Raw genomic sequence first — 26,996 nt, 5'->3', positions numbered from 1 at the left:
TCACCTTCAATTGAGCCATGATAATGGATACGAGGGAGTGTTTGAACGTGAAATTAATGAAACCAATTGCCAGCGCTGAGATTCCAACAGGGACAGAATGGGTTTATGAAGTTAAGTATGATGGATTTCGGTGTGTTCTTCACTGGGAGCGTGATTCTGTCCGGTTAATAAGCAGAAACGACACAGATCTTACCGCCAATTTTCCGGAACTTATTGAAGAATGCCAGCTGCATCAGGCTTTGGTTGAGGAAGTGCTGCCACTTAAACTGGACGGGGAATTAGTCGTATTGAATAATCGCTATCAGGCTAATTTTTCGTTACTTCAAAAACGAGGTCGGTTAAAAAACAAGGATGCGATTATGGAAGCCGCAGCCAGTCGCCCAGTGAGCTTCATGGCGTTTGACCTATTGGAGCATGGTGGTGCTTCTTTGGTAAAAAAAACATTTAAAGAACGCAAACAAAAACTCGGGGATATTTTTAAAGAGGATACCATTGGAGATTGTATCCGATTTGTTCCATTTCAGGAAGACTCTGATGCATTATGGCAGGATATTTTTGAGTATAAAGCTGAGGGTATGGTCGCTAAGCGGGTAGACAGCCTTTACGAAGATGCGAAGAAGCATCGGGATTGGTACAAGATTAAAAACTGGCGGACCATTAATGGATTTTTGACGTTCTATGATCCAAAGAATGATTATTTTACGGTTTGCATTTATGACAATGAAGAAGTTCGTTCCATTGGCAAATGCAAGCATGGTTTGGGTGAAGAAGAATTTTCAACCTTGAAGGATTTGTTCATTTCAAAAGGAACCAAAGAAGGGAATGGGTACAGCCTCCCCCCTGCAATATGTGCAGAAATTAATACGTTGGATTTATATAAAAGCGAATTGCGTGAGCCTGAGTTTAGCAGGCTGGTGCCAAATAAATCGGCAGCTGAATGTACAGTAGAGAAACTGAAGATTGATCTGGCAATGCTCCCCGAACCTGTTGATGTCTCAAACACGGAAAAGACTTTTTGGCCGGATCCCGGTTTAACAAAAGGTGATATGCTAGTTTATATGCGCGAAATTGCTCCATATATGATCCCCTTTTTACATAATCGCCGACTAACAGTTATTCGCTGTCCAGATGGGGTTCACGGAGAATCATTTTTTCAAAAACATCTGCCGGACTATGCTCCGGAATTCATTAACAGTATTGAAATAGATGATGAAGTTTTTTTCACACTGAATAAACTGGACGCCTTACTATGGTTCGCTAATCACGGGGCTATTGAGTATCACATCCCATTTCAGACCTATACGAGTGAGAAGCCGAGTGAAATCGTGTTTGATTTGGATCCGCCCGGGAGAGAAGCTTTTCATCTGGCAGTAAAGGCTGCCAATTTATTGAAACAGATTCTCGATAATCTCGAATTAATCTCGTTTGTTAAAATATCCGGCGGGAAAGGGCTGCAGGTGCACATTCCCATTCCCGCAGGCAGCATGACCTATGAGGAGACCGGTGTGTTTACCCAGGCAATCGCGTGGACACTGGAGCAGGAATATCCGGATTTGTTTACGACAGAACGGCTCAAAAATAAACGCGGCGACCGATTGTATATTGATTATTTGCAGCATGGTAAAGATAAAACGTTGGTTGCCCCCTATTCACCAAGAAAAAGAGACGATGCTACCGTCGCAGCACCATTATTTTGGGAAGAAGTGAACGATGATTTGGCGCCCAGCCTATTTACAATTGAGAACACTGTGGAGCGTATCCACGTGAATGGATGTCCGTTTGCAGCATACTTTGAAACGGGTGAAAAACAGCATATGGATAAAATTTTGGCGATGATTCAAGGTTGAGAATTTTCGGATCCACATTATGAGGCATGGATGTTACTCAGTTTGTTCGAATTCTCACTCGCGCGAGTTTTGGATGCTGTCGCGCGAGTTTTGGATGCTGTCGCGCGAGTTTTGGATGCTGTCGCGCGAGTTTTGGATGCTGTCGCGCGAGTTTTGGATGCTGTCGCGCGAGTTTTGGATGCTGTCGCGCGAGTTTTGGATGCTGTCGCGCGAGTTTTGTGGTTTTGCACCCTGGGGCAAAACCACAAAAAAGCCGCCCCGACTGGAGCGACTTTTCCATGCAAATTATATAGACATTTCCTGTTCAATAGCATTTTTATCGTTATACGTTTTCAGATTTAATTTTTTCAGAATGCGTGATGTCAGGGTACCTGATAGCATTGCATCATTAACGTTCAATGCAGTACGGCCCATGTCGATTAGCGCCTCAATAGAAATCAACAGCCCTGCAAGTGCAACTGGAAGTCCCATTGATGAGAGGACAATCAATGCTGCAAATGTTGCACCACCACCGACACCTGCTACACCAAATGAGCTAATACCGATAATCAGTACCAGTTGGATGATGAATCCTGGTGTTAGCGGATCAATTCCAACAGACGGCGCGATCATAACAGCAAGCATCGCAGGATAAATTCCGGCACATCCGTTTTGCCCGATGGTTGCGCCGAATGATGCTGACATATTCGCAATCCCCTGATCAACACCAAGTGAATTTCGTTGTGCCTGGATATTCAATGGAATGGTTCCGGCACTTGAGCGTGATGTGAACGCAAAACTCAATACTGGCAACACTTTTTTCAAGTATGTCATTGGGTTCAAACCGAACACACCGACAAGCACAAGGTGGATAATGAACATGACAAACAATGCTGCATATGAAGCGATAACGAATTTGCCAAGCTCGATTATTCCAGCAACATCAGTGCTGGCTACAGTATTAGCCATTAATGCGAGAATACCAAATGGTGTTAAGCGAAGAACCAATGTCACGATTCGCATGACTACTGCATAAAGCGAATTAACTATTTTCGTAAACATTTCGGCCTGTTCCGGATTTTTTCTCCTCAATCCAAGTACGGCAATACCGACAATAATTGAGAAAATAACAACTGCGATTACAGATGTGGATCGCTGCTGTGTCATATCCAGAAAGATATTTGATGGAATAAAGCTGAGAATCTTCTGAGGCGTTGACATATCTTCAACGTCACCTAGTGTTGATTCCAGCATTGCTCCTCGTTCATTCTCTGCTGTTCCTGCTTCGATTTGATCAGCGTTCAGATCAAACAGTGCGGCACTTCCTATCCCGACAAGTGCTGCGATCATTGCTGTTCCTACTAAAATACCAATTATCCATGCGGACATTTTACCTAGGTCCGACCCTTTTTCCAGGTTAATGATTGACTGAATAATGGAAACCATGACAAGCGGCACAACAATCATCATTAACAGGCTGATGTATCCTCGACCCACGATATTATACCATTCTGTCGTTTGTGATAAGACGTCAGAACCTGTACCGTAGATCGCCTGCAGAACAGCTCCCAGGACTATACCAAGTCCCAAACCAGTGAATACGCGCTTACTGAATGAAAAATGTTTCATTTGCATGTAAATAAGAAGTCCAATAATTGCTGCCAGCACCGCGATATTCACTACAATATATGCAATATCCATTACGTTACCTCCCCTGTTTATTCTTGATGGTTCTCTTATTCTATGATGTTTTCAAACTATCTGACCCAGCATAGAAAAATGAATCATCAATTATACTAATATATATAATTCCGATAAAATTAGTATGCTTAAATAATATACAGGGACAAGCAGAAACGTGTCAATAAGAAAAACCCTATTAAATAAAGCCCGAATAGTTGGAATTTTATGAGGTTTGAGCCCAGGTCAGATGGGAGTTGTGGTGTGGGTGGGCTAATGTTTTTGTTCTCGGGCTGATGTTCGCGCTCCTCCGGTTGATATTCGCTCCCGTGGATGCTTCCCGCCACGAGCTGATGTTTGCATGTTCCCCACACCCTTCCACAAAAAAACAAGACCCGCATTTGGCCTTGTTATTTTACCGTGGGCTGCAACTCGATCTCCACATTTCCTTTTACAGCGCGGGAAATCATGCAGCTTGATTCCGCTTTTTCAACCAGTTTCTCCAGCTTTTTGTAATCATTTTTCTCGGAACCTTCCTGCAGTTCGACAACAGGTTTATGAATGATTTTTTTATACGTAAAAACGCCATCGGTTACATCAACAATGCCTTCTGATTGCAGTGACATTTCCTTTAATGGAAGTTTTGCCCGTTCGATCATTGCTGCCAGTGTGATCAGATAGCATGTTGCGGCAGCACCCAATAGCATTTCGTCGGGGTTTGTCCCAACGCCGGGGCCGTCCATTTCAGGTGGTATGGAAATCTTCGTCTGCAAATTCCCTGCTTCAATGGAGCCTGTACTATTTCTTCCGCCGGGCCAGTCCGCTGTTAAATGAAAATGATGTTCCGCCATCGAATCACCTCATATTTATAAAATATTACTCATTCCAGTACCAACTATAACACCGATTATTACGATAAGCTATGCAGGTGTTCTCCGGAAATGAAGCAACCTGAATTAAAGAGGCTGGGACAAAAGTGTTTTATCAAAAAAAAGAAACCGAACATAGTGAAAATGGTGTATAAAACCGCTCCGGGAATATACTTCGCTTTCACACCTCCGGGTACCAAGGCGACATCTGCTCAAAAAGTGCGTTTTCGCAGTGTCTTCTTAGCCGGGGGCGGCTGGTGAGCCTCCGAAGCGCTTACGCACTTCGTAGTCTCACCGATGCCTTTCCTCCCCCAGGAGTCTACGTATATTCCCTCCGCTACTTCCATACATTGTTCGTCTTTTGCGCAACACTATTTTGTTATGTCCCAGCCTCTTTGGTTATTGATGATCCAATATTTCTTTTAAAACCCGTGCCTGATTATGCTCCTCATCCTTTGCTGAAAATAATAATGTCACATTTTTATTATGCTCTTTGGTTAACTTTTTCAGTTTCGCAAGTTCTTCCTGTTGCTCCCCGTTTTCAAGTTCTTCTTTATATTTCTTTTTAAATTCTTCATATTTGTCAGGGTCATGTCCGAACCATTTCCGCAACTCATTGGACGGGCCGATTTCTTTCATCCAGTGATCCAGGCGGGCTTTTTCCTTGGACATTCCTCGTGGCCACACCCGGTCAACCAGAACACGCACACCATCAGTATTACGCACGTCATCATAAATTCGCTTTATATTCACAGGCACTTCAAACACCTCTTTACGTATGTGATTTGTTTGTATGATACCCGGAATGGCACCTTTACTAAACTTGTTTCATCACGTCTTCCATATACGTCTTTAGTGTTGCCAGCCGCTCTTCACTTTCCTGTTTACTTGAACCACAGACACCAAAATAACATTTTATCTTTGGTTCGGTGCCGGATGGACGCAGGCAAACCCAACTGTCTTTTTCCAAAATATATTTAACCACATTTTCTTTTGGCAATTCGATTTTTTCAGCATTGCCGCTGTCCGTCACAGTACGCTCACTTGATAAATAGTCTTCTATTTGCTTGACCCGGATTCCTGCTATTTCTTTAAATGGCTCTTTTCGAATACGCTCCATGATTGCAGCGATTTTTTCGGATCCTTCTTTTCTTTTTAAGGTTAATGAATCCAATCCTTCCAAATAATATCCGTGCTTTTCATACAACGTATCCAATGCATCATTTAGTGTTTTGCCTTGTTTTTTCCAGAAATAAGCCATTTCTGCTGCAAGCACCGCTGCCTGAACAGCGTCTTTATCCCTGGCAAAACTGCTTATCAGGTAGCCGTAGCTTTCCTCATATCCAAAAACAAATGTTTCGCCTGTTGCATCAAATTGACGAATTTTTTCACCAATGTATTTAAATCCTGTTAACGTGTTAATTGTTTTTACGCCATAATAATCAGCAACTTTACGGCCGAGCTCTGATGTAACGATTGTTTTCAGCATGCGGCCGTTCTCAAGCACCGCTTCACTGCTATGCGAGAGAATATAGTCCAGTAACAGCGAGCCCAGCTGGTTACCGGTTAAAACAGAATACTCTCCGGAATCGTCTTTGACGGCAACGCCTAGACGATCCGCATCAGGGTCGGTACCGATTAAAATATCGGCATCCGTTTTTTTGCCTTGTTCAATTGCCAATTCAAATGCCTGATGTTCTTCAGGGTTTGGTGATGCGACAGTTGAAAATTCCGGATCCGGTTCAGCCTGTTTTTTTACCACGTCAACATGATTAAAATTTATTTGCTGTAATCCCTTCATCACTAAATCATAGGCGGTCCCGTGCAGGGGTGTGAAAACTATTTGTAAATCTTTGTCCTGCTTACGCTCCGTCTCACTAAGTCTTGAAATTTGCCCAAGCTGCTCCAGGTAGGCATTATCAATTTCATCGCCAATCCATGTGAGCAGTTCTTTTTCTTCCAATTGTTCTTTGTCCATAACTGGTACGGTCAGTTCATCATCCACCTCCTGAATGGCAGCAATAATTTCATTTGCTTCATCCGGAATAATCTGTCCTCCGTCTTCATTATAGACTTTGAACCCATTGTATTCAGGCGGATTATGACTTGCAGTAATCATGACACCTGCAACCGTTCCAAGATTGCGAACAGCAAATGACAAAAGTGGTGTTGGGTGCAATGTTTCAAATATATACGACTTAATACCATATGCGCCAAGTACTTTAGCTGTTTCCAGCGCCAATTCTTTTGACATATACCTCGAATCGTAAGAAATGACTACACCGCGGTCATACACATTAACACGATTTTTTTTCAAATAATTGGCAAGTCCATCCACCGCTTTGCGAACGGTGTAACTATTCATCCGGTTGGTTCCCGCGCCAAGTACCCCGCGCAGACCACCTGTACCAAAAGACAGCTCTTTATAAAAAGCGTCCTCCAACGCTTCATTATTTCCTTTCATATTCTCAAGTTCCTGCTTTAATGATGGATCAAGTTTTTCAAAAGAACTCCATTTTTCATACACTGATTCCCAGTTACCCATAAGGTACATCCCCCTCTAAAAACAATTACATATGCTCAAATTCTAGCATACTTTTGACCTATATTCTATTTGTCTATTTAAATTCAGGTTTATCCATATAGGATTCAGGTGAAAATAGCTAACGTATACTTTCTAATTATTCCAATTAAAGGTAAAATAGATATAAATTATAAAATAAGAGAAAGTTGTGATCGTAGTGCTTGAGAAGCGTTGGTTTCAAACATTAGCCCTGTTTATTATGGTATTTCTGCTAATCTGGCTGATATCGGTGACTAATTTTATATTTGACCCTATATTTAAATACGTGGGTGCAGTTGCATTACCCTTTATCGGGGCTGGCATTCTTTTTTATTTAACCAAGCCGGTCATGCACCTGTTGGAAAAATATAAAATTAATCGTATCTTTTCGATTCTTATTGTATTTTTGCTGCTGATTTTAATTGGATATTTGTTTATTTCCTATATTATACCAATTGCGGAAAGACAATTCTCAAATCTTATTAAAAATATACCAAGTATGGTCTCAGGTGCTCAGGATCTTATATCCTACTGGCAGGCAAATCAAAATGTAATCCCTCCGGAAGTTAATAAGACTATAAATGACATTACATCAAATCTGCAATCGTATATCGAATCTGCCTTAACGTTTATCTTCGGTTTCGTAGGCGAGCTGATTGGATTTATTTTTTCAATCGTGCTCATTCCGTTTTTCCTATTTTTCATGTTAAAGGACGGAGACAAATTTGTTCCGTTTGTCACACAGATTTTTAATAAAAAGAAAGCCGATAATATTCGTTCACTGTTGCATAAAATCGACGAAGCACTGACTTCCTATATTCAGGGTCAGCTGATTGTCAGCTTATGCATTGGCGTACTGCTGTACATTGGTTATACGATCATTAATCTGGATTACGCTTTAACGCTGGCATTATTTGGCGTGATTATGTGTGTTATTCCATTTCTCGGGCCGTATCTTGCTGTTGCACCAGCCATCATTGTTGGTTTTTTCCAGGATCCGCTGATGGCTGTGTGGGTCGCCATCGTAATGATTGTTGCACAGCAAATTGAAGGAAATCTTGTTTCACCAAATGTAATGGGCAGAGCATTACAACTTCACCCACTTACCGTTATTACGATAATCCTGGCTGCCGGGAGCATAGCCGGATTACTGGGAATGCTTTTCGCCGTACCGTTTTACGCAGTCGTGAAAACAATTATCGTACACTTTTATAAAACATATCAGGAATCGAAGTCGGACGAGGAAGATGCGTTGATCTAATAAGTCATTGGGAAAAGCATACCAAATCGGTGGTATGCTTTTTTTTTAAGGACATATTTTCCGCTATTTGTGAAAAAAAGTGCTTTTTGCAGGGTTTCACGGACATATATTCCGCTATCGCATTAAAAATGGCTATTCCACGGTGATTTTCAGGGAATAACGGAATAAATGTCCGCCAAACTGTAAAAGTCATTGATTTTATGAAAATAACGGAAAATATGTCCGCCCCTTGCTGCAAAATGTTCTTCAGAATTTATACACAATCGACCGGCCGACTTCATCGTACCCGATTTTTTTATAAATGTTATTGGATGTAGGGTTTGCAAGGTCTGTATATAAACTGCAGAATTGAAATCCTTCCCCAAGAAGCTTTTCCGACAATGCTGCAACGGAGGCTGTTGCGTAGCCGTTCCGCTTGTGTTCATCAGGTGTGAAAACAGCGTTTATGGTTGCTCCATTCTTTGTTTTCCGTGACTGGTTAACCATGGAGACCGGCTGATCGTTTACCATCCATAAATGCAGAGATCCGTTATTTATAAATGACTCAGCTACCTGGTCAGCTTTTTTATCCGAAATTTGCTCGTTTGCTTCAACACCGAACTGTATGAGCCATTTTTTAACAAGCTGATGATCGTTGCTGGTGGCTGCAGTCAACCGCCCTTCACCTTTTGAAATTGGTTTAACGTCATCCAACCGATAGATTAATTGTTTCACATGAATGGTTGAACTGCAGTTATTCAGCCGCTCCCATGCATCTTTAAAAGTTCCGGCCTGTTCAGTTGGTCCCATAACACCCGGAACTTCCACATCGTTTGTATAGAGAAAATCAGTGATATGGTGAATCACATCGTTTTTCGTATGTTCAATATCAGCGAGAATCCAGTTGTTTGGCGGGGTTTGCATGAATGCATATACGGCTTTACCGTCCACTTCGGCAATTCCAAGATAATATCCGTTTACATATGCTTCCGGATCATGTTCAATGCGGCCCAGAATTCCCAGCATCAGATTATTGCATGCTTCCTTCTCCAGCAGTATATCCTCTACCTTGTTTTTGTATTTGGTAATTGATTGCTCAAAACGGATATTCATTTACATTTCTCCTTTATTTCTTTAATTTAATCGTATTTTCTTGTCTTGTAAAGTACATTTCGACTACACTATTCATTGGGAGTGATTTTTTTATGACAAAAAAAGAAATTGAAGCGGAAATGGCTGAATTGAAGTCTGACTATGTCAGGATTCAAGGAGATGTGGAAAAGGCAACATCTTTTGGAGTGAATACATCAAAAGGTGAGCAACAGCTGATTGAAATAGAAAATCGTTTAAAGGAATTAAATCAAAAGCTGGATAAGCTGGATTAGATTAGTTTCCGGGCTGATGTTTTGTTGTCGGAATAATGAATTCTCGGGTTGATATATTTGCTCTCGGGCTGATATAAAAAGGGCTGCCTCCACAATCGGGGCAGCCCTTTTACATATTAATTCCCATTTCCGTTTCCATTCCGCTGGTTTTCCAGGCGTTGCTTGATTTTGTTGATTTCTTTAACCGGTGGAGTCAAGCTTACGATGGTATCACCAGCTTCAGGTGTTACCCTCATTTCCTCTGAATAATACTTGATCTGCCCTGACGGCTTCATGATATATAAAAGAACGGTTTCGTCTGCTTTTTCCTGCAAATATTGTTTATAGCCATATTGGTTTGTAATATTTGTCTGGCGGAATACATAGTGCTTTGCGATTTTCTCGTTCAAATCTTCCAGAAATAATTCCTGCTTAAATAATATTCTTCCACCGACTTTATCCACTGTATCAGCCATTTCCATACCGCCCTGGTTATACGGACTTACCTTAAACACATTGGTTCTGCCATATTCCGGCATAAATGTTGTACAAACCAGTGCATTATAGGAATGATATTCGGTAGCGGCGATCATATATTCATATGGAATGGTGTCCAGATGATATTCCGTCTGCTCCGAAAGCATTTCACCGTGATAAAAAGGAATTCCGGATTCACGTGCTTTACGCAGTCTTTCCCATGATGAATCAACAATAATAACTGGTGCTTTTGCTTTTTGCAGTGATTTGGCAAGATTCACACTGAAGCTGTTGCTGCCTACAATCAATGTACCAGGTCTTCCTTCCAGTGAAAGATGCAGTTTTTTTGCCAGCCAGCTTATGGAAAACCCGTGTGCAACAACAGTGAAAAATACTAATGCGAATGTCAATGTCGTAATGATGGATGCATCTTCATATCCCGAGTCCGCCAATATCGAAGCGAAATATCCGGAAACTGTCAGTGCAACAATACCTCTTGGAGCAATCCAGCCCAACAGTATTTTTTCGTTGAGTGCCAAATCAGTACCAATTGTTGACAGAAAGATGGATAGCGGCCGAACCACAAACATCATTAAAATAACATAGCCAATAATATGAAGATCAAATACCTTCAGCAGCGTTTCCACTTGTAAAGAAGCAGTAAGCATAATAAATATTGCTGAAATCAGCAGGATGGATATATTTTCTTTAAAGTGGCGCATGTCTGCCACCGAACTGATTCCCATGTTTGCAAGGGTCATACCCATAGCAGTAACAGCCAAAAGTCCTGTCTCATGCATTATTTCATCGGCAAGCGTGAAACAGAATATAACAACGATAAAAACAGCAGGCGATTTCAAAAATTCCGGAATATGTCCTGTCTCGAACATCCAGCCCATTCCCTTGCCGCATGCCCAGCCTAATATCGCAGCAAACACAGAAGCAGCAAAGAATAAAAGCAGCTTTGAACCATCCGGATCACCTGCAGTCAAAAAGGCAATTATTTCAAACGCAAAGACTGCCAGCAGTGCACCGATTGGATCAACAATAATACCTTCCCATTTCAGTACTTTTGCCGGTCTTGGTTTCAGTTTCGACTGCCTCAGTAATGGCATAATAACGGTAGGCCCCGTCACAATGAATAAGCCACCGATAACAAATGCTACAGCCCATGATAATCCTGCAATATAATGGGCTGTTAATGATCCGAGTATCCACGCCAGGAACGCTCCCACCGTTGCGATTCGGAATACCGGCCGTCCGAGTCCACGAATTTCTTTATAATTTAAATTAAGACTTCCCTCGAAAAGTATGATTGCTACAGCTACTGAAATAATGGGTTTATATAAATCTCCAAAGTCTTCTTCAGGATTCAACAGGCCGAAAACTGGACCAACAAGTAAACCAGTTATCGACATGACAACAATTGCCGGCATACGATAGCGCCAGGCAACCCATTGCGATCCGATTCCCAAGAGACCTATTAGCATGATTTCAAACAAAACAGATGGAACCATATCAAACCCCCTAACTTATAGTTTCCACAATAATATAAAGTTATTTTAAATAACTCAGCATTCAATGTAAACAATTTAATCTGGGATTAATAGTAAAGTCTCCTTGCAAAAATTCACAAAAAGTTCACTGGTACACTGTAAACTGCATTGACATCACTTATCTTACTTGCTAAAATTCTTTTTGCTTTGTGACATTTTTAAAAATTTTTATTAGTAATTATCTGACTATTACGTTTATTTCCAGCTGATTTTGTAAAAGCGCTTTCGACCAAACATCAGAGCAGAAGGGAACGAACAGCATGAACAGAAATACGTTTATTATAGGATTTATGTTATTTGCATTATTTTTTGGAGCGGGGAATCTGATTTATCCGCCAACACTGGGGATTAATTCCGGCACCTCCTACTGGGCCGCAATTGCAGGCTTCGTGATAACCGGGGTTGGTTTGCCGATCCTCGCTGTCACTGCGATTTCTTTTGTAAAAAATGATGCGAGAGAACTTGCCGATCGTGTACACCCCTTGTTTGGACTTATTTTTACCTCGGTTGTTTATCTGGCAATCGGACCGTTTTTTGGCATTCCGCGAGCTGCAACCGTTGCATATGAGATGGGTGTGGAACCTTTCACAAGTGCATCATCGTTATCATTATTCTTATTTACTACTATCTTTTTTATACTGGTATATCTCGTCAGTCGGAATCCATCCAAAATGGTTGACCGAATCGGGCAATATTTAACACCTGTTTTGCTGCTTGCAATCGTTGCACTATGTGTCGGTGGATTCTTTCTGTTGGACAACCAGCTCGCAGACCCGACAGAAAAGTATACGGTATCTCCTTTCTTCACCGGCTTTGTTGAAGGTTATCTGACGATGGATGCAATCGCTGCGCTGGCGTTTGGAATAATCGTCGTCAATGCGTTTAAAGAACGTGGCATATCTGACCAGAAGAATCTGATCCAATCAACGTTGAAAGCCGGAGCCATTACTGGTATAGGTCTGGTGACTGTATATGGCTCAATTGGCTGGATTGGTACCAAAATGGCAGCTGAGGGGAATTTCACAAACGGCGGTGATATTTTATCCAGTGCAGCTGATCTTATGTTCGGAAGTTTTGGTGCGCTGCTGCTTGGAGTTATCGTAGCTTTGGCCTGTTTCACAACATCTGTCGGGCTTGTAGTCGCATGCGGTCAATTTTTCACCAAAATAACCCGCTTTTCCTACAGCACGGTTATACTGGTTGTTACGATTGCCAGTTACCTGATTGCCAACCAGGGGTTAAATACCATTATCAGCGTTTCTGTTCCGGTACTTGTGTTTATTTACCCGATTGCAATCGTGCTTATTTTACTGACCTTTATGCAGAAATTATTTAATGGAGAAAAAACTGTCTATCAGGGTGCAATAATCCTTACAGCAATTGTTTCATTATATGATGGTATCACAGCTTTTGGAGTTACCTTGCCGGCTGTAACATCTGTAATGGAATACCTGCCATTTTTCTCGATTGGACTGGGCTGGATAGTTCCGGCAATCATTGGCGGGGTGATTGGTTACCTTTTCAGAGGCAGATTGGCACCGTCCTATTCCAATTAAGAGCCGACTTCATGTTGGCTCTTTTCTTGATGAATTTAATACCATCTGCTTGTGACTTATGCTATAATCAAGAAAAGCCAGCTCGACAAACAAAAAAAAAACTGCCTAGTGACAGCTTATAATTTTGGGTACTTAATGATATAAGTATATGATTATCAATAGTTCTTTATATTTATAGATGCTTCATTCCAGCCATTTTTCTCCATTCAATCTGGGGGTTCACACTTCTTATTTCTTCAGGAATGTTCTTTGTTGCCTCTCCAATTACTAATATATTTTTCATAACGGCATCAGAAACTAACTCATTATCTACAAAATCGTAAAAAGAAAGACTCTATAATAACTAAATCTGCCGACTTTTCGAAAAGGTCTTCAAGATCAACTTATTAAATCCATAAAGCTGTCAAATGTCATAGATTCTTCATTATATTCTACCAGCAAGTCAATATCACTTGACTCTTTCTGTTCTCCGCGGGCGTATGAGCCAAATAAAGCTATACACTAAACACCATATTTCTCTTTCCACATTTTTAAGTTTCCCGAAAGTTCATTGAGAATTTCCTGTTGCGATAACATAATCATCACCGCCAAACCAAAAATGGGTGATATTTATATTCCAATCTCTGCAGGACCCACACAAGAATTAAAGAGTATCCACCAGCCTGCTCAACATTTTTTAAGGTTCTTTCTGAATTTAAGCTCCAGCAAATTCTGCTTATTTTTCCATCGTTTCAGGCGGAAAAAATATGTTACTATGAAATCAGCAAAGGGGTAATAAAAATGATCATTCAACAAGAAGAAAATATCCTGCAAACATATTTTGGTTATGAATCTTTTCGTCCGGGGCAAAAACAGACGATAGATAAAATTATAGATAAAAAAAATACACTTGCGGTTATGCCGACTGGCGGCGGTAAATCTTTATGCTATCAGATTCCAGGGCTCTCTCTGGATGGAACCGCTGTTATTATTTCTCCATTAATTTCACTGATGAAAGATCAGGTTGATGCACTCCAGTCATTAGGTATCGCTGCGACATACATAAATAGTTCATTAACAACAAGTGAACAGCAAACACGTCTCAGGGATATTGAAGCTGGACGGTATAAATTTGTTTATGTGGCCCCGGAACGATTTGAGTCATCTTTTTTCACCGATATATTGAAACGTATCACAATTTCGCTTGTGGCATTTGATGAGGCACATTGTATTTCTCAGTGGGGGCATGACTTTAGGCCGAGCTATCGATCCATTATTCCTAATTTGAACCGGTTAAAAAATATCCCGGTAACTGTGGCCCTGACAGCCACTGCAACCGAGGAAGTAATTTCAGATATTCAATCCCTGCTGAATATTGAAGACGACCATATAGTCAACACCGGCTTTGAACGGGAAAACCTGGCTTTTCATGTAGTCAAAGGGAAAGATAAAGCAACATATGTACGGTCCTACCTGGAGGAACACCCGAATGAATCAGGAATCATTTATGCAGCTACCAGAAAGCAGACGGACGCGTTATATGACCTATTAACGAAACGGGGTATTTCGGTCGCAAAATACCATGCCGGCTTAACCGAGACTGAGCGAAAACAGGCCCAGGCAGCATTTATTCATGACGAAAAAACGGTTATGGTCGCGACAAACGCCTTTGGGATGGGGATCGATAAATCGAACGTCCGCTTTGTTATCCATTATGCGATGCCGATGACAATTGAGTCGTACTATCAGGAAGCAGGCAGAGCTGGGCGTGATGGGGAACACAGTGACTGCGTGTTGTTATTTTCCCCACAGGATATCCAGCTGCAGAAGTTTCTGATTGAACAATCCCTGATGGACGATGAGGCGAAGCAGGGTGAATACCGTAAGCTTCAGGCGATGATCAATTACTGTCATACACACAGCTGTTTAACATCATTTATACTTGATTATTTTAATGACAATCCTTTAGCGGAAACGTGCGGTCGCTGCAGCAATTGTGTTAACCGGCAGGAACGGACAGACATAACAGAAGAAGCACAAATGATTTTGTCATGTGTCAAACGCATGGGTGAACGATTTGGTGTTGGAATGACCGCCAAAGTGCTGAAAGGCTCTAAGGATAAAAAAATTGCCGACTTTCGTTTGGATAATATCTCGACCTATGGATTATTGTCGGCATACACTGAAAAAGAACTGACGGAATGGATTCACTTCTTAATTGCCGAACAGCTTTTGGCGACAGAAGAAGGCAAATTTCCGACATTAAAATTGAATCGGAATTCCGTTGACGTCCTGAAAGGCGAACAGACCGTATGGATGTATACTGCTCCAGTTCCAACTGGTGGGGAAGCAGATTTTCAGGAAGACCTTTTCGCATCATTGCGCGAGCTGCGTAAAAAAATGGCTGATGAGCGGGATGTTCCGCCATATGTGCTGTTTTCCGACGCCACGCTAAAAGAACTCAGCCGTTATTTTCCGGTTACAAAAGAAGATATGTTGACCATTAAAGGTGTCGGGGAGCGTAAATTTGAGCAATATGGAGAGGCATTTTTAGAGGTGATTAAAGAGTGGCGTGCTGAGAATCCTGATGTGAGGCAAGCCGTCCGGATAGCGGATTCCTCACCTGCTCCCCGCAAAAAAAAGCAGGAGGACGAACGGCCGAGCCACGTGATAAGTTATACGATGTTCCAGTCAGGAAAGTCGATAAAGGATATCGCTGTTATTCGTGATTTTTCCAAGCGAACAATCGAAGGACATATTTTTAAAGCATTCAAGGATGGCTACCCAATCGCGTGGGAAATCTTTTTCAACGAGGAAGAAGAAGGAGTAGTTCTGAAGGCGCGTGAGGAGATTGATGAGCCGAAACTTAAGCCACTGAGAGAAGCCCTTCCGGAAGAATATGATTATACGAAAATTAAAGCAGTACTGGTGAAGAATGGGTTGATGTAGTTTTAATTTAGTAGAGGAAACCCGCGTCTATGATGGCGGGTTTCCTCTTTTTTAGTTTAATTCCCTTTCACATTCAGTGCCCATGTACCGTTGCGGAATACAGCTTCGGTGCTGCCATCCGCGAGAACACCATCAATATCAAGCTTTTCCGATCCGATCATAAAATCAACGTGTGTCAAGCTGTCGTTAACGCCGTGCTTATCAAGCTCTTCATCGCTCATTGATGCACCACCCTCGATATTGGTAGGGTATGCTTTTCCAAGTGCAATGTGGCATGATGCATTTTCGTCAAACAGCGTATTGTAGAAAATCAGGCCTGACTGTGAAACAGGTGATTCGTGCGGAACAAGTGCTACTTCGCCCAGGCGGCGTGCCCCTTCATCCGTTTCAAGCAAATGCTTCAACACATCTTCTCCCTGTTCTGCTTTAAAGTCAACAACTTGTCCATCCTTAAACGTCAGGCTGAAGTTATCAATTAAGCTTCCACCATAATTCAGCGGCTTCGTGCTTGAAACCGTTCCGTTGACACCGTATTTATGCGGCATAGAAAATACTTCTTCCGTTGGCATATTCGGATTAAAAGTTGTTCCCTTCTCAGATACAGCAGATCCACCTTTCCAAATATGCCCTTCCGGAAGCTCCAATTCAAGCTCGGTTCCTGGTGCTTTGAATAGAAGCTTTTTATATGACTTCTCATTTAAAATTTCACGTGCAGTTTTTAATGTCTCATTGTGTGCATCCCATGCTGCAACAGGGTCATCCTGATCAACGCGAACAATTTTGGCAATCGCATCCCACAGACTTTCAATCGCATCTTCTTTTGATTTATCAGGGAAGATTTTTTGTGCCCAGTCACCTGTTGGAATCGAAATAATGGACCATGTTATCCGGTCGTTCATCGTGTATTGGCGGAAATTCTTCATCGCCTGTGCGGCAGCTTTATTCGCCTTGGCAACACGTGATGAGTCAATATCCTTTAAGAGGTCGGGATTCGTTGAACGGATTGACAGTACTGCAGCTCCGTCTTCAGCATACATATCATGTAATTTGACCCGCCATTCCGGATAATTAGCAATTACCTCATCTGGTGCATTTTCGTATTTTAAAAGGGTAAGCTCGTCATCAACCCAATTAATGTGCACGTCTTTTGCGCCCATTTCATATGCTTTTCTTACAACAATCCTGGTAAAATCGGCCCCTTCAATCGGAGCGTTTATCATCAATGCCTGATTTTTTTGCAGGTTGACACCGGTTTGTAACGCCAACTCCGCATATTTTTCCTTCATTTCTCGATCTGCCATACTTCTACCTCCAAAAAAATAATTTCTGCATCGCCTATTATTTCATAAAATTAGAAAAATACCAAACGATGCTGAACGAATTGCTCAAATTCTAATTTACGTAATCCCTGTTATGTGTTACTATATAAATAGGTTACTTTTTGTAAGTTAAAAATAAAAGTCAGAGAGGTGATCTAAATGGAAAATTTATGTCCGCGTTTTGAAAATGCAATGGAAATCATCAGCAAACGCTGGGTCGGTTTAATCCTGTTTGAATTGCTGGGCGGCACAAAACGTTTTTCTGAGATGGAAGCAGACTTGCCAATTAGTGGAAGATTGCTCTCTGAACGATTAAAAATGCTCGAAAAAGAAAATATTGTTGAACGTAATATATATTCCGAATTTCCAGTACGAATCGAATATTCTTTATCTGAGAAGGGTAAAGCGTTGAAGCCCGTCATCGAAGATATTCAGAACTGGGCGAATGACTGGATTCAAATTGAAGATCGTAAAGAAAGCAATGCCTAATTTAAAACAGGGAGCCTGAATGAAGGGCTCCCTTTTCTGATTCCACCCCAATACTCAGTTCTGCAACACCCCATCTTCCTGTTTTATATTGCTCTCATCATGATTTTTTAACCAATCTGCCAGCTTCTCAATGTCTGTTGAAAAAACCCGGTCTTTTGTAATACTTTGCACGATGCTGCGTGCTTTCTTATAAAATTCACTTGTTGTTGTCGCCATTTTTTCGATGCCGCGATATTCAACTGCCTGCATTGCACAAATAAGTTCAATCGCAACAACTTGTCGTGTATTTTGCAGCATTTGCAGTGCGTGTCTGGCGGCAATCGTACCCATACTAACATGGTCCTCCTGATTTGCTGATGAAGGAATGGAGTCAACACTCGCCGGATGTGCCAAAGTCTTATTTTCCGAGACGAGTGAAGCGGCACTGTACTGCATGATCATTGCCCCTGATTCCAGCCCCGGATTCGGACTCAGAAATGGCGGCAAGTCGTTTAGCTGCGGATTTACAAGCCGTTCAATCCGGCGTTCAGCAATATTGGCTGTTTCAGCAATTCCAAGTTTTAAAAAATCCATCGTAAACGCAATTGGCTGACCGTGGAAATTCCCGCCTGAAATGACTTTATCCTGTTCCGAAAAGATTAACGGATTATCTGTTACAGCATTGATCTCAATTTCCAGCTTTTCTTTTACATAATTGAAGGTTTGCCATGATGCACCCATTACCTGTGGGATGCACCGTAATGAATAAGCATCCTGTACCCGGATTTCACCTTGTTTTGTTATCAGTTGACTGTCATGGAGTACGGATCGCATTCGTGCCGCTACATCAATCTGTTCCTGATGCCCGCGAACCCGATGGACGTCATGATCGAATGCATCGATAATTCCGTTCAAACCTTCCAACGTCATTGCTGAAATAAGCTCACTTTGTTGAAGCAGTTTTTCCAGTTCCAGAAAGGCAATCGTACCAACAGCCGTCATTGCCTGGGTTCCGTTAATAAGTGCCAGCCCTTCTTTTGGCTGCAATGTGAGCGGCTTAATTCCTGCGTCAGTTAATGCATTTGCTGTCTCCATACGCTTGCCGTTATAAAATACTTCCCCTTCACCGAGTAATGCCAAAGCAAGATGTGATAATGGAGCTAAATCGCCGCTTGCCCCAAGTGATCCCTGCTGTGGTACGACTGGATGAATACCAGCATTTAATAATTCGATAAACTGTTTAATCAGTGCCGGGCGCACACCGGAATACCCTTTAATTAGTGCGTTCGCACGAAGCAACAGCATCGCCCGGCTTATTTTTTCGGAAAAGGGGTCACCTACACCACAGGCATGTGAGTGAATAAGATTCAGCTGCAAGTCCTCTAAATCATCTTCTTCAATCACCACATCGCTAAATTTTCCAAAGCCTGTATTGATTCCATACATCGTCTTTTTTTCGTTGAGCAGCGTCTCGACTGTCTCCCTGTTTGCACTTACTTTTTCTTCTGCTTCCTGTGACAATGCTATTTGCTCATTGTCACATACGATCCGTCGCACTTTTTCAAGTGATAATTTTTCCTCAGTCAAAATAATCATTCTGCACCTCCATGTTATCGCTTTACTATAATAAAGCGCACAAAGTAAAAGGAGGCTATGGTCGTTAAACCATGCCTCCTGAATAGTTGTTATTGGTGAATTGATGCCTTTGTTTCCGATGTGAAAACATCGCTGCACCTCAATTTTAATAATTTTCTTACTTTATATTGTAAGCGTTTTCCGAATGGATTGCAAGATTTGATTTGAGAAAGAGATTGAGCCGTGTTTTGCCTGGGTCTTCACCGAACAAATTGTGAACTTGAGCGAAAAATTTGTGAACTTTTGAGCGGATTTTGTGTCCGTTTCAGCCGATTTCACTTCAACATCAGCCGATTCTGTGACAACTTAAGCGAATCCGGCCTTTCATCAAAAAAACTGCCTGCTCCCTTCCAAGGTAGCAGACAGTATAATATGACTATTCTTTATCTGTTGTTTGGTCCCGGCCCCAGAACTCAATACCTGTCTGGTCATCCAGAGTGTCGCGGTAAAATACCGGATCCTTGCCGGCCTTGCGCTGCTCACGGTAATCCTGCAGCACACGATTGGCGATTTTAAATAATTTCGTAATTGCGTAAAGGTTAATCAGCGCCATAATCCCCATTGTTAAATCAGCAAGCGCCCAAACCAAATCAAATGTTGCAATCGCACCGAATACGACCATCGCAAGTACGGCGATTCGATAAATGAATAGAGCTGTCTTACTGTTTTTGATATATTCGATATTATTTTCCCCATAATAGTAGTTTCCTAAAATGGAGCTGTATGCAAAGAAGAAAATGGCTATCCCGATAAAGGTTGCTGCCCAGTCACCCAAATGGGATTCAAACGCTGCCTGGGTCAGCTGAATTCCATCCGCTTCACTTCCGGCATATCCACCGGCGGAAATCAGGATAAATCCGGTAGCACTACAGATTAGAATCGTATCAAAAAACACACCTAAAGCCTGAATCAGCCCTTGTTTTGCAGGGTGTGATACTTCTGCAGTTGCAGCAGCGTTTGGCGCACTACCCATACCAGCTTCATTGGAGAATAAACCGCGTTTAACCCCCATCAGGATTGCTGCACCAAATCCGCCACCGGCAACTTCACGAATGCCAAATGCATTGGCAAAAATTAATGAAATCAAGTCAGGAACTGCAGTTATATTAACAATCAATACATAAATAGCTATAAAAATATACAAAATTGCCATCACAGGAACGATAATCTGCGCTACATTCGCAATGCTTTTCAGCCCGCCGAATATGACAATCCCTGTCATGATTACCAAAATAAGAGCCATTATATTTTTATTAACATCAAATTCGCCACTAAAGGCGAGACTGATTGTATTAGATTGAACGGAATTGAATACCAGACCGTATGTAAAGGTAATGGTAATTGCAAAAACAATTCCGAGCCAGCGTTTATTCAGCCCTTTTTCCATATAATAAGCAGGACCGCCGCGATATTGGTTTTTTTCAGGTGTTTTATAAACCTGTGCCAGTGTACTTTCCACAAAAGCTGTGGCTGAACCAAGCATCGCAATCAACCACATCCAAAAAATAGCCCCCGGTCCACCGATAGCTACTGCCGAAGCAACACCCGCCAGATTTCCGGTTCCAACCCGGGATGCCGCACTGATGGCAAACGCCTGAAACGATGATGTTCCTTTTTTGCCTGAAGCAGTTATCGTTCGTTTATCAAATAAAACGCGGAACATTTCCGGGAATAAACGAAACTGAACAAATTTCGTCTTAACTGTGAACCACAAGCCCAATCCAATCAGGGCTGCAATCAGAATATACGTCCACATTGCCTCGTTTGCGACCCCAAGAACTTTTTCGAAAAATTCCATGATGTATAATACTCCTTTATTTATGTCTCACTTGGATATTCCCTCGAATTTCGATATCTAAGCATTCGTTTCAAAAAAAATAATAGAAGCCAGTAAAAATGGCTCCTACTCTAACTCCATTATAATTGACATAACTCATTTTTTTCAATGGAAAATAAATGAATCACTACAGGCCGCGGTTCCACGGAAAGTCGGTACCAAAGGTTGATGCTACCTCTTTTGAATGCTTTCTTCGTGCTTTTCGCTGTTCTGCACGGGATGGCGCAGACTTATGCAGATTTTTTTCCTGATCTGTAACAGGATAAACAGATGGAACAGTGGATGGTCTTCCATCTTCATCAACTGCAACAAACGTCATGAAGGCTGTTGTGCACACTTTCCGGTCGCCGGTTTGCAAGTCTTCTGTAACGGCTTTAACGAACACCTCCATGGACGTATTGTGTGTCCATGTAACAAATGCTTCCACACAAACGGTATCACCTTCTTTAACCGGGGCCAAAAAATCCACCGAGTCTGTTGATGCAGTGACAACCGGCTTTCTGGCGTGTCTTGCCGCGGCAATTGCTCCGACATCATCGATATGTGCCATTAACTTTCCACCGAATAAAGTTCCATGTGTATTTGTATCTGGCGGCAAAACGTGTGACGTTTTTACCGCCAGTGAATATGTACATGGTTTACTGTCCATATGAATTCCTCCCGTTTTATCCCTAATTTCCCCAATTGTGATATATTTAATCTTTACGTCTATTAACCTGTTTTCTAAAAAAATCTTTTCGTTTTTCCTGTATCCCTTTAACCATTGCAGTCGATATAAACTGCAATCTAAGTTTGATAAGTTCACTTAGTGAGGCGGAAAATATTCACTTTCCCATTCTTTTTCGTCGAGACTGTGCGCCTCTCAATGGTTTCCAGCCTAAATCGGTCGCCTTTTCATCCACTACCAATAATCCTTTCCGGAAAAGCAATCCACTGACCTTCTAGACAGCCCCTACAAAATCGGTGATAACAACCTTGAAATTGATTCTTTAAAGCGAATTCCCAGCGATCGCTTCTCATACAATTTTTTCGTCATTTGTGTAGAAAGTGTAATGTCATGATTAAATGCTTCCAACAATCTTTCCGCAAGACCTTTATCATACAGGAATGCATTCACTTCAAAATTGAGTCTGAAGCTGCGCACGTCAATATTTGCCGTGCCAACTGATGCAATTTTCCCGTCAACGACGATTGTTTTTGCGTGCAAAAATCCATTCTGATAAATATATACCTCAGCTCCGGCATAAACCAAATCACCGATATAAGACAATGTTGCCCAATAAACAAACGGGTGGTCCGGTTTATTCGGAATCATAATTTTCACGTCAACCCCGGACAGTACAGCAATCCGCAACGTATCCCGCAGACTTTCATCCGGGATAAAATATGGGGTTTGTATGTACACATATTCTTTCGCGGACATGATCATTTTAATATAGCCGTTTTTAATCTGTTCCCAATCTGAGTCTGGACCGCTGGATACGATTTGCACCCCAACATCACCGGCCGTTTCTGCCTCATAAAAACGGTCTTCGTACACAATATCATTACGTGATGCCTGATTCCAGTCCAGGATAAAGCGGGTCTGCATATTTGTCACTGCATCCCCGCAAATACGTAAATGGGTATCACGCCAGTATCCAAATTTCTTATTTTCCCCAAGGTACTCATCACCGATATTAAACCCGCCAATGTAACCGGTCTTACCGTCGATAATTGCGAGTTTGCGGTGATTGCGGAAATTAATTTTCAAATTCACTTTAGGAATCTTTGGCGGGAAAAATGCCTCCACCTGAACACCTGCTTTTCGCAATCGGTTCAGGAACTTCTTTTTGATGCCTCTTGAACCCATGTCATCGTATAAAACACGGACTTCTACACCTTTTTTCGCCTTCGCAATCAATATATCGGAAATTTTCCTGCCAAGTTTGTCATGACGAAGAATATAATACAGTAAATGAATATGATCCGTTGCACTTTTCAAATCCTGAATGAGCGCCTCAAACTTTTCAGCTCCGTCCGTAAATATTTTCACACTGTTATCCTGGGTGAAAATAGCGTCATTATTTCGCAGGTGCAAATAATATAAATCTTTGTATTCAGCTAGTTCCTTGTGTTTAAAATCAAAATTATTTTCTTCAATTGCGCGTAATTGCTGCTGAACAGCTTTTTTTACCCCTAATTTACTTTTCGTATCCCAGGTAAAGATCCGTTGACCGCTCAACCGTTTACCAAAAATTAAATATAATATAAATCCGACAATCGGAATAAACAAGAGCACCATCAGCCATGCCCATGTTGAACTGGCATCTTTCCGCTCCAGAAAGATGATGGTCAATGCAAGCGCAATGTTAAAAACCAATATAAATGCCAATAAAATCGATGTAAAACCCACGAGTTTTTTCTCTCCTTATCGAGCAATTACAATACCCTTAATATAGCACAAAATTTGTTCTTAAGTTAGTCTGGTAATATGCAATATAAGGATGTGGAATGATGGAATCGAAATACGCCCTTGTCATAGGTGGATCCGGCATGCTGAAGAAAGTGTGCCATTGGCTCAATGAAAATGGCTTTATTGTTTATGTTATCGGACGAAATCAGGATAAACTGCAAAAAGTCAAGTACGACAGTATGTACGCAGAAAACCTCCATGGCGTTTCAACTGATTATCAAGACAATGAGCACTTTACTGATGTGATTGGTGACATATTGGAAACCAATGGGATACCGCAAATTGTTGTGAGTTGGATACATTCAACTGCACCAGAAGCATTACCCTTAATTAAGGATATGATAATGGAACGAAATTTAAACTCGGTTTGGCGATTATTTCATGTACAGGGAAGTTCCCGCTTTTTTGAAAAAGAAAACACGCCTGTACCGGATAATTGTTTGTACAGACGCGTTTATTTGGGTTTTATCTTGGAAAATAACCATTCCCGCTGGTTAACCCATGACGAAATTTCTGACGGTGTCATTCAGGCAATTGCATCCGACAATGAAGAAACAGTCGTCGGTACGCTTGAACCTTGGAGCAAACGCCCATAGTTTTATAAGCTGTTGAGCGCTTGTTCCAGATCAGCCCAAACATCCTCCCAGGCTTCCAAGCCAACAGACAATCGGATAAGCTGTTCGGTAATGCCCATTTCCAGACGTGATTCTTCCGGGACAACGGCATGTGTCATTGTTGCCGGGTGCTGGATTAATGTTTCTGCATCTCCAAGACTAACAGCAATCTTAATGAAGTTGAGATTATTAAGCATTCGCTGGGCATCCTGTTTCGTACCGTCAATTTCAAATGAGATCAAACCGCCGCCACGCTTCATTTGTTTTTGGCGAATTTTATAATCCGGGTGGCTTTCATCATTTGGATAAAAAACGCGTGCAACTTTTGGATGACTGTGCAGTTTCTCAAACACTTTTTCCGCATTATCACAGTGCCGGTCAACCCGAATTGGCAGTGTTTTGAGGCCTCTGATTAAGAGCCATGCATCAAATGGTGACATAACCCCGCCAATATCTTTTTGGGTTGTCATCGCAACTTTATCCAAAAATTCTTTCTTGCCAACGACAAGTCCGGCAATGACATCCCCATGACCGCCGATATATTTCGTCGCACTGTGGATGACAACATCACATCCAAGCTCAAGCGGCCGCTGCAGATACGGCGATGAAAATGTATTGTCAACGACGACCGGGATTCCTTTTTCGCGGCCCACTTTTGCTGCCATTCCAAGATCAATCAGCTTCATTGTCGGATTAATCGGCGTTTCGATATAAATACATGTGGTTTCAGGTTTAATTAAGGAGCGCACTTCCTCTTCTGTTTGCATTGCGGAAAAATCATGTGTAATATTGTATTTTTCTTTCATCATCGTTAACAGTCCAAATGTACAACCATACAAACCTGACGAACATAATACATGATCATTTGCCTTAGTAAGCGCAATCAGTATGGCAGATACAGCTGCCATTCCTGAGCCAAACGCCAGACCCCGTTCACCATTTTCCAAAGCTGCAATTCGTTCTTCCAATACATTTACGGTCGGATTCCCCAGTCTGGAATAAATATAACCATCTTCCTCTCCAGCAAAGCGGCGTTCACCCTGTTCGGCTGTTTCAAACGTATAGGTCGATGTCTGGAATAATGGTGGTGCAAGGCTTCCCATCATATCTTCAGAACTGTAGCCATCATGAATGACCGATGTCTCAAACTGTTTATATTTTTTTGCCATCATTCAGATCCCCCTTTAACTATGCATTCTTATAAACTCTTATACTACTATCATATTGCATTTACACATTTTTTGAAAGCGTTTTCTCTAAATAATTCAGGCAGGAATATTGCTATTTTCAGGCATTGGTTCTAAGATTAGCTTATTTAGATGAAACGGGTTAAGGAATTGCCCGAAATTTCGGGGACGTTGTGTGATTTGTAAACTTTTAGCGTAATTCACCTGCCCGATTCAGAGTTTTATAGTATTGGAGTTTTTTTAATTGAATCAATCAAGTAAACAAGGAATTATTTATACTGCTTTAGCCTATATTTTATGGGGATTTTTACCAATATACTGGAAGCTGGTCAGCCAGTTTCCTGCCGGGGAGATATTAGCACACCGCATTCTTTGGTCATTTGTTTTTATGATTGCCATTGTTGTGGTCCTGCGAAAATGGCATCCCTTTATTAAAGAATGCAAGGTTATTTTAAAAGACAAAAAGAAATTAACCGGAATATCCCTGGCATCGGTTATCATCAGCATCAATTGGCTCACCTATATTTGGGCTGTTAATAATGATCATGTGATCCAGGCAAGCCTTGGGTATTACATCAACCCGCTTGTAAGTATTCTGCTTGGAATGATCGTTTTAAAAGAAACCCTGACAAGAAGGCAATTGCTGTCATTTATTCTTGCCGCAGTCGGAGTTATCAATTTAACCTTCAGCTTTGGTGTTTTTCCATGGGTGTCGCTGCTGCTGGCATTTAGTTTTGGTTTGTACGGACTTCTTAAAAAAACCGTTGATATCAGTGCAATGTTCGGGTTAACGATTGAGACAATGATCATAACGCCGATAGCCCTTATTTATTTGCTGTTTATTCAAGGAAGTTCATTCGCTGTGAATACGATGTTTTCCGGCATTGGATTATTATTGTTCGGAGCGGGAATTGCAACTGCTGTGCCATTACTGTTATTTGCTAGTGGCGCAAAACAAATTCCGTTAACAATGGTCGGATTTTTGCAGTATTTTGCCCCGACCATCATGCTTATTCTTGGTGTGTTTGTTTACGACGAAACATTCTCCCAGGCGCATCTTATTTCTTTTGGACTTATTTGGATTGCGCTGATTATTTTCATGGGGGCGGCACACCGCAGACCATCGCGGGTACAGCGGGGAAATTGATTTTTTCATACTATGAGTGTTAGTCCGCCGCTGCGGAAATACACTTCGCTTTCCGTGGGCGGCTGTTGAGCCCTCTTCGTGCTTACGCACTCAGTGGTCTCACCTAGGCCTTTCCTCCCACAGGAGTCTCAGCGTATTTCCTCCGCTGAATATTGCTTACTTTATCTTGGTAAATCAATAAAATTTATAATTACGAAAAATAGTTAACCTTGTAAACCAGCAGCTGGAATATGCGAGATTCCTCGAAAAAGAAAAGCACTTTTTCTTTGTGCGAT

General features: G+C 41.7%; 21 protein-coding genes and 1 pseudogene. 8 read left to right on the top strand and 14 right to left on the bottom strand.

Annotated features, from left to right (window positions below; translation table 11 throughout):
• The first annotated feature begins 56 nt into the window (after positions 1-56).
• On the top strand, positions 57-1,847 hold the full coding sequence (locus tag G6R02_RS01625) for a DNA ligase D (RefSeq protein WP_343032926.1): 1,791 nt from the start codon (positions 57-59) through the stop codon (positions 1,845-1,847).
• A 285-nt stretch (positions 1,848-2,132) separates the two neighbouring features.
• Here G6R02_RS01625 and G6R02_RS01620 read toward each other — a convergent pair whose 3' ends face one another.
• The 4 genes from G6R02_RS01620 to G6R02_RS01605 form a co-directional block, all read right to left on the bottom strand.
• Positions 2,133-3,527: an L-cystine transporter gene (locus G6R02_RS01620; RefSeq protein ID WP_164667525.1), complete on the bottom strand. Its 1,395-nt coding sequence runs from the start codon at positions 3,525-3,527 to the stop codon at positions 2,133-2,135.
• Positions 3,528-3,916: 389 nt separating this feature from the next.
• Positions 3,917-4,357, bottom strand: coding sequence for an OsmC family protein (locus G6R02_RS01615; RefSeq protein ID WP_164667524.1), 441 nt, complete (start codon positions 4,355-4,357; stop codon positions 3,917-3,919).
• Positions 4,358-4,774: 417 nt separating this feature from the next.
• Positions 4,775-5,134: a DUF488 domain-containing protein gene (locus tag G6R02_RS01610; protein WP_164667523.1), complete on the bottom strand. Its 360-nt coding sequence runs from the start codon at positions 5,132-5,134 to the stop codon at positions 4,775-4,777.
• A gap of 58 nt (positions 5,135-5,192) precedes the next feature.
• Entirely contained in the window at positions 5,193-6,920 is a 1,728-nt protein-coding gene (locus tag G6R02_RS01605) for a phospho-sugar mutase (protein ID WP_164667522.1), read from the bottom strand.
• 187 nt (positions 6,921-7,107) lie between these two features.
• On the opposite strand from G6R02_RS01605, the gene G6R02_RS01600 reads away from it, so the two are divergent.
• The gene (locus G6R02_RS01600; RefSeq protein ID WP_425509008.1) at positions 7,108-8,199 is read left to right on the top strand and encodes an AI-2E family transporter; all 1,092 of its coding nucleotides are present in this window, start codon (positions 7,108-7,110) and stop codon (positions 8,197-8,199) included.
• Between the two features lie 246 nt (positions 8,200-8,445).
• On the opposite strand, the gene G6R02_RS01595 is transcribed toward G6R02_RS01600, so the two are convergent.
• Entirely contained in the window at positions 8,446-9,291 is an 846-nt protein-coding gene (locus tag G6R02_RS01595) for a GNAT family N-acetyltransferase (RefSeq protein WP_164667521.1), read from the bottom strand.
• 92 nt (positions 9,292-9,383) lie between these two features.
• Between G6R02_RS01595 and G6R02_RS01590 the strand changes: the two genes are divergently transcribed.
• On the top strand, positions 9,384-9,563 hold the full coding sequence (locus G6R02_RS01590) for an SE1832 family protein (RefSeq protein ID WP_164667520.1): 180 nt from the start codon (positions 9,384-9,386) through the stop codon (positions 9,561-9,563).
• 116 nt (positions 9,564-9,679) lie between these two features.
• Here G6R02_RS01590 and G6R02_RS01585 read toward each other — a convergent pair whose 3' ends face one another.
• On the bottom strand, positions 9,680-11,536 hold the full coding sequence (locus G6R02_RS01585; RefSeq protein ID WP_164667519.1) for a cation:proton antiporter: 1,857 nt from the start codon (positions 11,534-11,536) through the stop codon (positions 9,680-9,682).
• A 299-nt stretch (positions 11,537-11,835) separates the two neighbouring features.
• Between G6R02_RS01585 and brnQ the strand changes: the two genes are divergently transcribed.
• Positions 11,836-13,131, top strand: coding sequence for a branched-chain amino acid transport system II carrier protein (gene brnQ, locus G6R02_RS01580; RefSeq protein WP_164667518.1), 1,296 nt, complete (start codon positions 11,836-11,838; stop codon positions 13,129-13,131).
• Between the two features lie 172 nt (positions 13,132-13,303).
• On the opposite strand, the pseudogene G6R02_RS01575 reads toward brnQ, so the two are convergent.
• Positions 13,304-13,447: pseudogene (locus tag G6R02_RS01575) on the bottom strand (HepT-like ribonuclease domain-containing protein); the annotation flags it as partial.
• A gap of 62 nt (positions 13,448-13,509) precedes the next feature.
• Positions 13,510-13,629 (bottom strand): nucleotidyltransferase family protein, encoded by a 120-nt coding sequence (locus tag G6R02_RS20000; RefSeq protein ID WP_246202598.1) that lies wholly within the window; start codon positions 13,627-13,629, stop codon positions 13,510-13,512.
• A 282-nt stretch (positions 13,630-13,911) separates the two neighbouring features.
• Here G6R02_RS20000 and recQ point away from each other — a divergent pair, with 282 nt between their 5' ends.
• Positions 13,912-16,059, top strand: coding sequence for a DNA helicase RecQ (recQ, locus tag G6R02_RS01565; RefSeq protein ID WP_164667516.1), 2,148 nt, complete (start codon positions 13,912-13,914; stop codon positions 16,057-16,059).
• Between the two features lie 56 nt (positions 16,060-16,115).
• Here recQ and G6R02_RS01560 read toward each other — a convergent pair whose 3' ends face one another.
• Positions 16,116-17,360, bottom strand: coding sequence for an aminopeptidase (locus G6R02_RS01560; protein ID WP_164667515.1), 1,245 nt, complete (start codon positions 17,358-17,360; stop codon positions 16,116-16,118).
• A 177-nt stretch (positions 17,361-17,537) separates the two neighbouring features.
• Here G6R02_RS01560 and G6R02_RS01555 point away from each other — a divergent pair, with 177 nt between their 5' ends.
• On the top strand, positions 17,538-17,867 hold the full coding sequence (locus G6R02_RS01555) for a winged helix-turn-helix transcriptional regulator (RefSeq protein WP_164667514.1): 330 nt from the start codon (positions 17,538-17,540) through the stop codon (positions 17,865-17,867).
• Positions 17,868-17,921: 54 nt separating this feature from the next.
• On the opposite strand, the gene hutH is transcribed toward G6R02_RS01555, so the two are convergent.
• The 4 genes from hutH to cls all read right to left on the bottom strand — a co-directional run bounded on the left by hutH (position 17,922) and on the right by cls (position 23,713).
• Positions 17,922-19,442 (bottom strand): histidine ammonia-lyase, encoded by a 1,521-nt coding sequence (gene hutH, locus G6R02_RS01550; RefSeq protein ID WP_164667513.1) that lies wholly within the window; start codon positions 19,440-19,442, stop codon positions 17,922-17,924.
• A gap of 415 nt (positions 19,443-19,857) precedes the next feature.
• Positions 19,858-21,279 carry an alanine/glycine:cation symporter family protein gene (locus G6R02_RS01545; RefSeq protein WP_164667512.1) on the bottom strand — a complete coding sequence of 474 codons (1,422 nt, stop codon included), beginning with the start codon at positions 21,277-21,279 and terminating at the stop codon, positions 19,858-19,860.
• A gap of 166 nt (positions 21,280-21,445) precedes the next feature.
• Positions 21,446-21,967: an acyl-CoA thioesterase gene (locus G6R02_RS01540; RefSeq protein ID WP_164667511.1), complete on the bottom strand. Its 522-nt coding sequence runs from the start codon at positions 21,965-21,967 to the stop codon at positions 21,446-21,448.
• A gap of 303 nt (positions 21,968-22,270) precedes the next feature.
• Entirely contained in the window at positions 22,271-23,713 is a 1,443-nt protein-coding gene (gene cls / locus G6R02_RS01535) for a cardiolipin synthase (protein ID WP_164667510.1), read from the bottom strand.
• A gap of 98 nt (positions 23,714-23,811) precedes the next feature.
• Here cls and G6R02_RS01530 point away from each other — a divergent pair, with 98 nt between their 5' ends.
• The gene (locus tag G6R02_RS01530) at positions 23,812-24,369 is read left to right on the top strand and encodes a Rossmann-fold NAD(P)-binding domain-containing protein (RefSeq protein ID WP_343032892.1); all 558 of its coding nucleotides are present in this window, start codon (positions 23,812-23,814) and stop codon (positions 24,367-24,369) included.
• Positions 24,370-24,371: 2 nt separating this feature from the next.
• Here G6R02_RS01530 and megL read toward each other — a convergent pair whose 3' ends face one another.
• A complete protein-coding gene (gene megL, locus G6R02_RS01525) occupies positions 24,372-25,556 on the bottom strand; it encodes a methionine gamma-lyase (protein WP_164670287.1) in 1,185 nt (394 codons plus the stop codon).
• A gap of 262 nt (positions 25,557-25,818) precedes the next feature.
• On the opposite strand from megL, the gene rarD reads away from it, so the two are divergent.
• Positions 25,819-26,721: an EamA family transporter RarD gene (gene rarD, locus G6R02_RS01520; protein WP_164667508.1), complete on the top strand. Its 903-nt coding sequence runs from the start codon at positions 25,819-25,821 to the stop codon at positions 26,719-26,721.
• The last annotated feature ends 275 nt before the right edge of the window (positions 26,722-26,996 follow it).

The sequence above is a fragment of the Virgibacillus doumboii genome (genome assembly GCF_902806455.1).
Taxonomy (GTDB): domain Bacteria; phylum Bacillota; class Bacilli; order Bacillales; family Amphibacillaceae; genus Lentibacillus; species Lentibacillus doumboii.
The sequence above is the reverse complement of the archived record's forward strand: the minus strand, read 5'-3'. Positions and strand labels throughout refer to the sequence as shown.

Coding starts and splice junctions, on each gene's coding strand:
- G6R02_RS01530 (WP_343032892.1), top strand. CDS start 23,812: ATGATGGAATCGAAATACGCCCTTGTCATAGGTGGATCCGGCATGCTG.
- G6R02_RS01540 (WP_164667511.1), bottom strand. CDS start 21,967: ATGGACAGTAAACCATGTACATATTCACTGGCGGTAAAAACGTCACAC.
- hutH (WP_164667513.1), bottom strand. CDS start 19,442: ATGATTATTTTGACTGAGGAAAAATTATCACTTGAAAAAGTGCGACGG.
- megL (WP_164670287.1), bottom strand. CDS start 25,556: ATGGCAAAAAAATATAAACAGTTTGAGACATCGGTCATTCATGATGGC.
- G6R02_RS01560 (WP_164667515.1), bottom strand. CDS start 17,360: ATGGCAGATCGAGAAATGAAGGAAAAATATGCGGAGTTGGCGTTACAA.
- G6R02_RS01555 (WP_164667514.1), top strand. CDS start 17,538: ATGGAAAATTTATGTCCGCGTTTTGAAAATGCAATGGAAATCATCAGC.
- G6R02_RS01605 (WP_164667522.1), bottom strand. CDS start 6,920: ATGGGTAACTGGGAATCAGTGTATGAAAAATGGAGTTCTTTTGAAAAA.
- G6R02_RS01590 (WP_164667520.1), top strand. CDS start 9,384: ATGACAAAAAAAGAAATTGAAGCGGAAATGGCTGAATTGAAGTCTGAC.
- G6R02_RS01620 (WP_164667525.1), bottom strand. CDS start 3,527: ATGGATATTGCATATATTGTAGTGAATATCGCGGTGCTGGCAGCAATT.
- recQ (WP_164667516.1), top strand. CDS start 13,912: ATGATCATTCAACAAGAAGAAAATATCCTGCAAACATATTTTGGTTAT.
- G6R02_RS01545 (WP_164667512.1), bottom strand. CDS start 21,279: ATGGAATTTTTCGAAAAAGTTCTTGGGGTCGCAAACGAGGCAATGTGG.
- G6R02_RS01615 (WP_164667524.1), bottom strand. CDS start 4,357: ATGGCGGAACATCATTTTCATTTAACAGCGGACTGGCCCGGCGGAAGA.
- G6R02_RS01585 (WP_164667519.1), bottom strand. CDS start 11,536: ATGGTTCCATCTGTTTTGTTTGAAATCATGCTAATAGGTCTCTTGGGA.
- G6R02_RS01625 (WP_343032926.1), top strand. CDS start 57: ATGAAACCAATTGCCAGCGCTGAGATTCCAACAGGGACAGAATGGGTT.
- G6R02_RS01595 (WP_164667521.1), bottom strand. CDS start 9,291: ATGAATATCCGTTTTGAGCAATCAATTACCAAATACAAAAACAAGGTA.
- brnQ (WP_164667518.1), top strand. CDS start 11,836: ATGAACAGAAATACGTTTATTATAGGATTTATGTTATTTGCATTATTT.